Raw genomic sequence first — 8,908 nt, 5'->3', positions numbered from 1 at the left:
AGCCGGAGTGAGGGCACACCGAGCCTAGGCGAGGTGCCGAGTGTTGGGGCGAGGACCTTTTGGTTACTTTTGGGTCCCTCCAAAAGTGACCCGCTGTAAGAGCGGAACCCTAAGTAGCCGTTACCGAAGAAACGGATATGTACTCAGTACCACACCACCCCACACCACCCCACACCGCCCCTCACCCCCCACTCATATTCATAAACCGCACCACCTGCACCTCCCCCTCCCCACTGAAATCATGCCGCAACGGCTTGCCCTTCAACCCCCTGTGCAACGCCTCGACCAACGGCCCATCCTCCAACGGATAGCGCCGTAACAACGCGCGAAAATCCAGCGCATCCTCCTGCCCCAGGCACAACAGCAACTGCCCTTCCACCGTCATCCGTACCCGATTACAACCGCCACAGAAATTATGGGAATTTGGCGAAATAAACCCCACCCGCGTCCCAGGATGCCCCGCCAACCGCACATACCGCGCCGGCCCGCCGCTGTTCTCGGTGCTATCGATCAGCCCATGCTCATGGGCAATCACCGCGCGTACTTCATCGCTGGAGCAGAACGTCTCGCCCCGCGACCGCCCCACGTCCCCCAGGGGCATTTCCTCGATAAAACTGATGTCGACACCCTGGTCGATGGCGTACCGCACCAACGCCGAGACCTCGTCGAAGTTGCGCCCCTTCATCACCACGCAGTTGAGCTTGACCCGCTCGAACCCCGCCTCCCGCGCGGCCTCGATACCGTCCAGCACCTGGCGCAGATCACCGTTGCGGGTGATCCCACGAAAGCGCTGCGCATCCAAGCTGTCGAGGCTGATGTTGATGCGCTTGACCCCCGCCTCCACCAACGGCCGCGCCAGTCGCGCCAACTGCGAGCCATTGCTGGTCATCACCAGTTCACGCAAGCCCGGCAGTGCCGCGATGTTGCGGCACAGCCCGACAATGCCCGGGCGAATCAGCGGTTCGCCCCCGGTGAGGCGGATCTTGCGCACGCCCTGCCCCACGAACAGCGCGGCCAGGCGTTGCAGTTCTTCCAGGGTCAACACCTGCTGGCGCGGCAGAAATGTCATGTTTTTCGCCATGCAGTACACACAGCGAAAATCGCAACGGTCGGTCACCGACAAGCGCAGGTAATCGATCGAACGGCCCACCCCATCCACCAGGCTCATGTCACTGCACCAACGGTGAGTCGGCGCCCTGCAGCGCGATGCCGCGGATGTCCGCTGCGCCGATCAGGGTTTGCAGGTACTGCACCAATGCCTTCTGCCACACCCCTTGCTGCAACTGGGTGCGAATCGCGACGGCTACCGCTTCATACGGCAACGGCTGGCCTTCGATACGCTGGTCGACGCTGATCACGTGCCAGCCATAACGGCTCTCCAGCGGCTTGGCGGCCAGGCCCGGGGCCAGGGTGAACAACTGGCGCTCCAACTCCGGCACGGTCTGGCCTTTGCTCACCTGGCCCAGCGAACCGCCCTGGGCCTTGGACGGGCAGGCCGAGTACTTGAGCGCCAGTTCGGCAAATTGGCCGGGCTGTTCTTCCAGGCTCAGCAGCAGGACTTCGGCCTGGGTGCGCGCCAGGTGGCGCGCCTCGGCGTCGTCCGGCGCGCATTCGAGCAGGATGTGCCGCGCCGCCAGCAACGGCGCGCTGTGAAAGCGCCCACGGTTGTTCTCGAAGTAGCGCACACAGGTGGCTTCGTCGCAGTCGGGCACCGTCACCTCACGCTCCAGCAGCAGGCGCGTGGCGGCTTCTTCTTCGTTCTCTCCGGCGGCGATTTCCACCGCCAGGCCCAGCTCGGCGATCCGCTGTTGCAACAGCTCGCGGATCACCAGCGCGCGGGCGGCCAGGTACACCACTTCCTCGCGGCTGTCGGCCGGATGGTATTGCAATTCCAGGGCCATGGCCTCGGGCGTGACCGCCACGCCGTTGACACTGATGATCGGCCATTCCTGTTCACTGCTGGCGATCAACTCCGGCGCCTTGATCTCCTCGAAAGAAGCCTGGGCCACAGCCTCGGCCATCACCGGTTCCTTGGCCGACGAGCCGCAACCACCGCTGCCGCCGTTACCGCCACCACATCCGCATCCAGTAGTCATGACGTTCTCCTCAATACTTCTGCCGCACGATTTGATAACGACGCCCCAGGTACCAGATCGGCGCGCTGACCATGTGCACCAAGCGGGTAAACGGGAACAGCACGAACAGGGTCAAGCCCAGCGCCACGTGGGCCTTGTAGATCAGCGACACCGGCGCAATCGACTCGGCCGCTTCCACCGGCCGCAACAGCACCACGTTCTGCGCCCAGTCGGCGAGCATCACCATCACCGAGCCGTCCATATGCCCGGTGGAGGCAACGATGGTCAGCAGGCCCAGCAGCAACTGCGCCAGCAACACCAGCAGGATCAAAATGTCCGACGGGCTCGAGGTCGCCCGCACGCGCGGGTCCCCCAGGCGCCGCTTGACCAGCATCAGCAGGCCCACCAGGCACAGCAGGCCGAAGAAGCCGCCCGAGACCATCGCCAGCAACTGCTTGTTCTCAGTGCTGATCACATGGTGGTAGACCGACGCCGGGGTCAGCAGGCCGACAAAATGCCCGGCCAGCACGAACAGCACGCCGATGTGGAAAAAGTTGCTCGCCACGCGCATGCCACGATTGTTGAGCATCTGGCTGGAACCGGCCTTCCAGGTGTACTGCGACAGGTCGAACCGCGCCCAACTACCCAACAGGCAGATCGCCAGGGCCACATAGGGGTACACCCCGAATACCAGCAAATTCCACTTAGACATTACCCACCTCCCCGGCGGGCGCTGCGGCCCGGCCTTCTTGCTGAAAATCCACCCAGTGCAAAGGCACCGCGCTTTCTTCGCGGGCCTTGCCCGGACTGCTCGGCATCGAGCTGCAGCGGTCCTGTTGCTCAGCCTGCATAAAGTCCACCGCTTCCTCTTCCCAGATTTTGTCCAGGGCTTCGAGGGAGTCGTCCCGCGGTTCGGCGGCGACCTGGGCACGCAGTTCGGCCACGGCCTGGTGCGGCTCGGCGCCGGCAATCTGCAACAGCGCACGGAAGCAACTGGCATAGCCGCTCTCACGCTCGTCCAGACGCGCAGCGAGCAAGGCCAGCAGGTGCGCCACATCCGCCAGGCCCTCGCGGGCCTCGATGTCTTCGCGGGTGGACAGAAACTCCAGGTACAACGGGATGTAGTCCGGCAGCTCCTTGACGCCGATGGCGAAGCCGGCCTCCTCGTACTGGGCCATCATGTCGACCATGGCCTGGCCCCGGTCGCGGGATTCGCCGTGCACGTGTTCGAACAACAACAGCGACAACGACCGCCCCCGACCAAACAGCGCGCCGTAGTGTTCCTGGCCATCCATCAGGTCATTGGCGCAGATCAGTTCCAGCAGCTCGAACAACGCACCGCGCTGCTTGGGGCTGATTTCCCGTGCTTCAAGAATCGCCTGTTCCAGTTCGTCGCGACCGTTCACCAGGGTTTCAGTGGGGTAGTCCAGCAGCAACGAAATCACTTTAAGAATGCGCATGGCTCAGTCCTCCCAGATCTGGACGGTTTTCAGCACGTCGCGGCGGTTGGCTTTCTTGGCGCCGAACATGTTGGTGTCGGAGCTGCCGCTGCAACCGCTGCCGAAGCTGAAACCACAGCCGGAGCGTTCGGCGAACGCGTCGCTCATGGCGTCTTCACGGTGGGCGCTCGGTACCACGAAGCGGTCTTCGTAGTTGGCGATGGCCAGGTAGCGGTACATCTCTTCCACCTGTTCAACGCTCAGGCCGACGTCTTCGAGCACTTGCAGGTCCTGTACGCCATCGACTTGCTGGGAGCGTTTGTAGGCGCGCATCGCCAACAGGCGCTTGAGTGCACGCTTGACCGGTTTTTCATCGCCAGCGGTGAGCATGTTCGCCAGGTAGCGCAGCGGAATACGCAGGCTGTCCACATCCGGGATCACCCCGTTCATGCCCACGGTGCCGGCCGCGGCGGCGTTCTGGATCGGTGACAGCGGCGGCACGTACCAGACCATCGGCAAAGTGCGGTATTCCGGGTGCAGCGGCAGCGCCAGCTTCCAGTCGACGGCCATTTTGTACACCGGCGAACGCTGGGCCGAGTCGATCACCGACTGCGGCACGCCGTCGGCCAGGGCCTGGCGGATCACCGCCGGGTCATTCGGGTCGAGGAAGATCTCCAGTTGCTTCTCGTACAGGTCCTGTTCGTTGGCGGTGCTGGCCACTTCGCTGATGCGGTCGGCGTCGTACAGCAGCACACCGAGGTAGCGAATCCGACCCACACAGGTTTCGGCGCACACGGTCGGCATACCGGCTTCGATACGCGGGTAGCAGAAGATGCACTTCTCGGACTTGCCGCTCTTCCAGTTGAAGTAGATTTTCTTGTACGGGCAACCGCTGATGCACATGCGCCAGCCCCGGCACTTCTCCTGGTCGATCAGCACGATGCCGTCTTCTTCACGCTTGTAGATCGCACCGCTTGGGCAGGATGCCGCACACGCCGGGTTGAGGCAGTGCTCGCACAGACGCGGCAGGTACATCATGAAGGTGTTTTCGTACTCGCCATAAATGTCGGCCTGGATCTGGTCGAAGTTCTTGTCCTTGCGACGCTTGGCGAATTCGGTGCCGAGGATTTCCTCCCAGTTCGGCCCCCACTCGATCTTTTCCATGCGCTTGCCGGACACCAGCGAACGCGGGCGTGCGGTCGGCTGGTGCTCGCCCAATGGCGCGGTGTGCAAGTGCTGATAGTCGAAGTCGAACGGCTCGTAGTAGTCGTCCAGGCTCGGCAGGTCGGGGTTGGCGAAGATGTTCGCCAACACGCGGAACTTGCCGCCGATGCGGGGGTTGATCGAGCCATTGGCGTTGCGCACCCAGCCGCCCTTCCACTTGTCCTGGTTCTCCCACTCCTTGGGGTAGCCGATGCCGGGCTTGGACTCGACGTTGTTGAACCAGGCGTATTCCATGCCTTCACGGCTGGTCCACACGTTTTTGCAGGTAATGGAACAGGTGTGGCAGCCGATGCATTTGTCCAGGTTGAGGACCATGCCGATCTGTGAGCGAATTTTCATCTCAGTTCTCCTCGATGTCAGTCGGCAATGGGCGCGGCAAATCATCGCCGCTGGAGCCATCGAGCCAGTCGACCTTGGCCATCTTGCGCACCACGACAAACTCATCGCGGTTGCAACCGACCGTGCCGTAGTAGTTGAAACCGTAGGCCTGCTGGGCATAGCCGCCGATCATGTGGGTCGGCTTGAGCACCACGCGGGTCACCGAGTTGTGGTGGCCGCCACGGGTCTTGGTGGTTTCCGAACCCGGCACGTTCACGATGCGTTCCTGGGCGTGGTACATCATCACCATGCCTTCCTTGACGCGCTGGCTGACCACCGCACGGGCGGTCAATGCGCCGTTGACGTTGAAGCATTCGATCCAGTCGTTGTCTTCGATGCCGGCGCGCTTGGCGTCGATTTCCGAGAGCCAAACGATCGGTCCGCCACGGCTCAGGGTGAGCATCAGCAGGTTGTCGCTGTAGGTGCTGTGGATGCCCCACTTCTGGTGCGGGGTGATCCAGTTCAGCACGATCTCGGTCTCGCCATTGCTGCGCTTGCCCTTCACCCCTTCGATGGTGCGGGTGTTGACCGGTGGCCGGTAGCTCATCAACTGCTCGCCGAACGCCTGCATCCACGGGTGATCCTGGTAGAACTGCTGGCGGCCGGTGATGGTGCGCCATGGGATGTTTTCATGCACGTTGGTGTAGCCGGCGTTGTAGCTCACATGCTCGTCTTCCAGGCCTGACCAGGTCGGGCTGGAGATGATCTTGCGCGGCTGCGCCTGGATGTCGCGGAAGCGAATCGCTTCGTGGGCCTTGGAGATCGCCAGGTGGCTGTGGTCGATGCCGGTGAATTCCGACAGCGCGGCCCAGGCTTTCAAGGCGACCTTGCCGTTGGTTTCCGGGGCCAGGGACAGGATCACTTCGGCGGCGTCGATGGCCGTGTCGATTTTCGGCCGGCCGTGGCTGATGCCCGCAGCGCTTTCGTGAAGGTTCAGCTCGCCGAGGAACTCGACTTCTTCATCGGTGTTCCAGTTGATGCCCTTGCCGCCGTTGCCGAGTTTTTCCAGCATCGGGCCCAGGGACGAGAACTGCTTGTAGATGTTCGGGTAGTCGCGCTCCACCACCGCCATGTTCGGCGCGTTCTTGCCCGGCACCGGCGCCACACCGGCGCTTTTCCAGTCGGTGCCGCCAAACGGCTGGGCCAGTTCGCCGACGCTGTCATGCATCAACGGGACGGTGACCAGGTCTTGCTCCACGCCCAGGTGGCCGACCGACATGGCCGAGAACGCCTTGGCGATGCCCTTGTAGATTTCCCAGTCGGAACGCGACTCCCACGCCGGGTCGATGGCCGCCGACAACGGGTGAATGAACGGGTGCATGTCCGAGGTGTTCATGTCGTCTTTTTCGTACCAGGTGGCGGTCGGCAAGACGATGTCGGAATACACGCAGGTGGAGGACATGCGGAAGTCGAGGGTGGTCACCAGGTCAAGCTTGCCGATGGCGCCGTCTTCGACCCATTCGGCCTCGGTGGGCTTGCAGTCGGTGCTGTGGCCGATGTCTTCGTTCATCACGCCGTTCTTGGTGCCCAACAGGTACTTGAGCATGTACTCATGGCCCTTGCCCGAGGAACCGAGCAGGTTGGAGCGCCAGATAAACATGTTGCGCGGGAAGTTCACCGGGCTGTCCGGCTGTTCGCAGGCGAAGCGCAGGTTGCCGTCCTGCCAGGATTTGACCACGTAGTCTTTCGGCGTCATGCCGGCTGCAGCGGCGTCACGGCAGATGTGCAGCGGGTTGGTGTTGAGCTGTGGGGCACTGGGCAACCAGCCGGCGCGTTCGGCGCGGATGTTGTAGTCCAGGGCGTGTTCCGGGAATTGCGACTTGTCGGCCAGGGGCGAGAGCACGTCGTGCATGCTCATCTTCTCGTGGCGCCATTGCGAGCTGTGGCCGTAGAAGAAGCTGGTGCCGTTCATCTGGCGTGGCGGGCGGTTCCAGTCGAGGCCGAAGGCCAGGGGCAGCCAGCCGCATTGCGGGCGCAGTTTTTCCTGGCCGACGTAGTGGGCCCAACCGCCGCCGGTCTGGCCGACGCAACCGCAGAGCATGAGCATATTGATCAGCCCGCGGTAGTTCATGTCCATGTGGTACCAGTGGTTCATCGCCGCGCCGACGATGATCATCGAACGGCCCTTGGTCTTGTCGGCGTTGTCGGCGAACTCACGGGCGATCTGGATGGCTTTCTCGCGGCTGACACCGGTGATCGCTTCCTGCCACGCCGGGGTGCCCGGCACGCTGGCGTCGTCGTAGTCCCTGGCCACGTTCTGGCCGCCCAGGCCACGGTCGATGGCCAGGTTGGCGGCGGACAGGTCGAACACCGTCGCCACTTTGGCCACGCTGCCGTCGGCCAGGGTCACGCTGTGCACCGGCACGCGGCGGAACTGCACGGCATCGCCGGCCACGTGCTGGAAGTGCTCGTGGGCTTCGCCGGCAAAATACGGGAAGGCCACTTCGGCGATGTCGTCGCCGATCAAGCTGAGTTTCAGGTCGATGGCACGGCCTTCACCGCCCTCCTTGGCGAGGATGTTCCACTTGCCCTTCTCGCCCCAGCGGTAGCCGATGGAGCCTTGTGGCGACACCAGTTCACCGCTTTCGTCGAGGGCGATGGTTTTCCATTCCGGGTTGTTGTCCTGGCCGAGGTTGCCGGTGAGGTCCGAGGCACGCAGGAAGCGATCGGGCTGGAAGCCGGCGCCGGGCGCGAACCCGGTCATCGGCTTGAGCATCACCAGCACCGGCAAGTCGGTAAAGCGCTTGGCGTAGTCGGTGAAGTAGGCGCTCGGTTTATCCAGGTGAAATTCCTTGAAGATCACATGGTTGAAGGCCTGGGCCAACGCGGCGTCGGTGCCCTGCTTGGGGTTGAGCCACAGGTCGGTGAGCTTGGCCACTTCCGAATAGTCCGGGGTGATGGCCACGGTCTTGGTGCCCTTGTAGCGCACCTCGGTGAAGAAGTGCGCGTCCGGGGTACGGGTCTGCGGGACGTTGGAACCCCAGGCGATGATGTAGTTGGAGTTGTACCAGTCGGCCGATTCCGGCACGTCGGTCTGCTCGCCCCACACCATCGGCGAGGCCGGTGGCAGGTCGCAGTACCAGTCGTAGAAGCTCAGGCACACGCCGCCGAGCAGCGACAGGTAACGCGAACCCGCCGCGTAGCTGACCATCGACATGGCCGGGATCGGCGAGAAGCCGACGATGCGGTCCGGGCCGTATTGCTTGATGGTGTAGACGTTGGAGGCGGCGATGATCTCGTTGACCTCCTCCCAGTTCGAGCGAATGAAACCGCCCATGCCGCGCTTGCTCTTGTACGAGTCGGCCTTGACCTTGTCCTCGACAATGCTCGCCCACGCCTCCACCGGCGACAGGGTCAGGCGCGCCTCACGCCACAACTTGAGCAGCGGCTTGCGGATCTTCGGGTACTTGAGGCGGTTGGCGCTGTAGATGTACCAGCTGTAGCTGGCCCCCCGCGGGCAGCCGCGCGGCTCATGGTTGGGCAGGTCGTTGCGGGTGCGCGGGTAGTCGGTCTGCTGGGTTTCCCAGGTGATCAGGCCGTTCTTCACGTAGATCTTCCACGAGCACGAGCCGGTGCAGTTCACACCATGGGTGGAGCGCACGATCTTGTCGTACTGCCAGCGCGAACGGTAGACGTTTTCCCAGTCGCGGGACTCCTTGCGGGTCTCGCCGTGACCGTCGGAGAATTCGTTTTGCTTGCGGTTGAAGAACCGCAGTTGATCCAGTAAGTGACTCATGATGCTTTCCTCATCAGGCATGCCGTGGGGTGCGTTGCCCCGCGAATTCGTGGTCG

6 protein-coding genes are annotated in these 8,908 nt (G+C 63.1%); all 6 read right to left on the bottom strand.

Translation table 11 applies throughout. The annotated features are described in order from the left end of the window. Positions 1–181: 181 nt before the first annotated feature. From moaA to AC07OP_RS27660, 6 genes are read right to left on the bottom strand one after another with little or no spacing between them, the layout of a single operon-like run. Positions 182–1,168, bottom strand: a complete 987-nt coding sequence (gene moaA / locus AC07OP_RS27685; RefSeq protein ID WP_495103125.1) for a GTP 3',8-cyclase MoaA — start codon at positions 1,166–1,168, stop codon at positions 182–184. 1 nt (position 1,169) lies between these two features. Next, positions 1,170–2,096: a peptidylprolyl isomerase gene (locus tag AC07OP_RS27680; protein ID WP_495103126.1), complete on the bottom strand. Its 927-nt coding sequence runs from the start codon at positions 2,094–2,096 to the stop codon at positions 1,170–1,172. 10 nt (positions 2,097–2,106) lie between these two features. Then, complete coding sequence (gene narI, locus AC07OP_RS27675) at positions 2,107–2,787, bottom strand: respiratory nitrate reductase subunit gamma (RefSeq protein WP_065948144.1); 681 nt, start codon at positions 2,785–2,787, stop codon at positions 2,107–2,109. Beyond that, the gene (gene narJ, locus AC07OP_RS27670; protein ID WP_115489187.1) at positions 2,780–3,535 is read right to left on the bottom strand and encodes a nitrate reductase molybdenum cofactor assembly chaperone; all 756 of its coding nucleotides are present in this window, start codon (positions 3,533–3,535) and stop codon (positions 2,780–2,782) included. The genes narI and narJ overlap by 8 nt, the downstream gene beginning before the upstream one ends. A gap of 3 nt (positions 3,536–3,538) precedes the next feature. After that, the gene (gene narH, locus AC07OP_RS27665) at positions 3,539–5,077 is read right to left on the bottom strand and encodes a nitrate reductase subunit beta (RefSeq protein ID WP_027607174.1); all 1,539 of its coding nucleotides are present in this window, start codon (positions 5,075–5,077) and stop codon (positions 3,539–3,541) included. Position 5,078: 1 nt separating this feature from the next. Beyond that, positions 5,079–8,852 (bottom strand): nitrate reductase subunit alpha, encoded by a 3,774-nt coding sequence (locus tag AC07OP_RS27660; protein ID WP_495103127.1) that lies wholly within the window; start codon positions 8,850–8,852, stop codon positions 5,079–5,081. Positions 8,853–8,908 lie beyond the last annotated feature (56 nt).

It is taken from the genome of Pseudomonas sp. GW821-FHT09D08, from assembly GCF_059416305.1.
The sequence above is the reverse complement of the archived record's forward strand: the minus strand, read 5'-3'. Positions and strand labels throughout refer to the sequence as shown.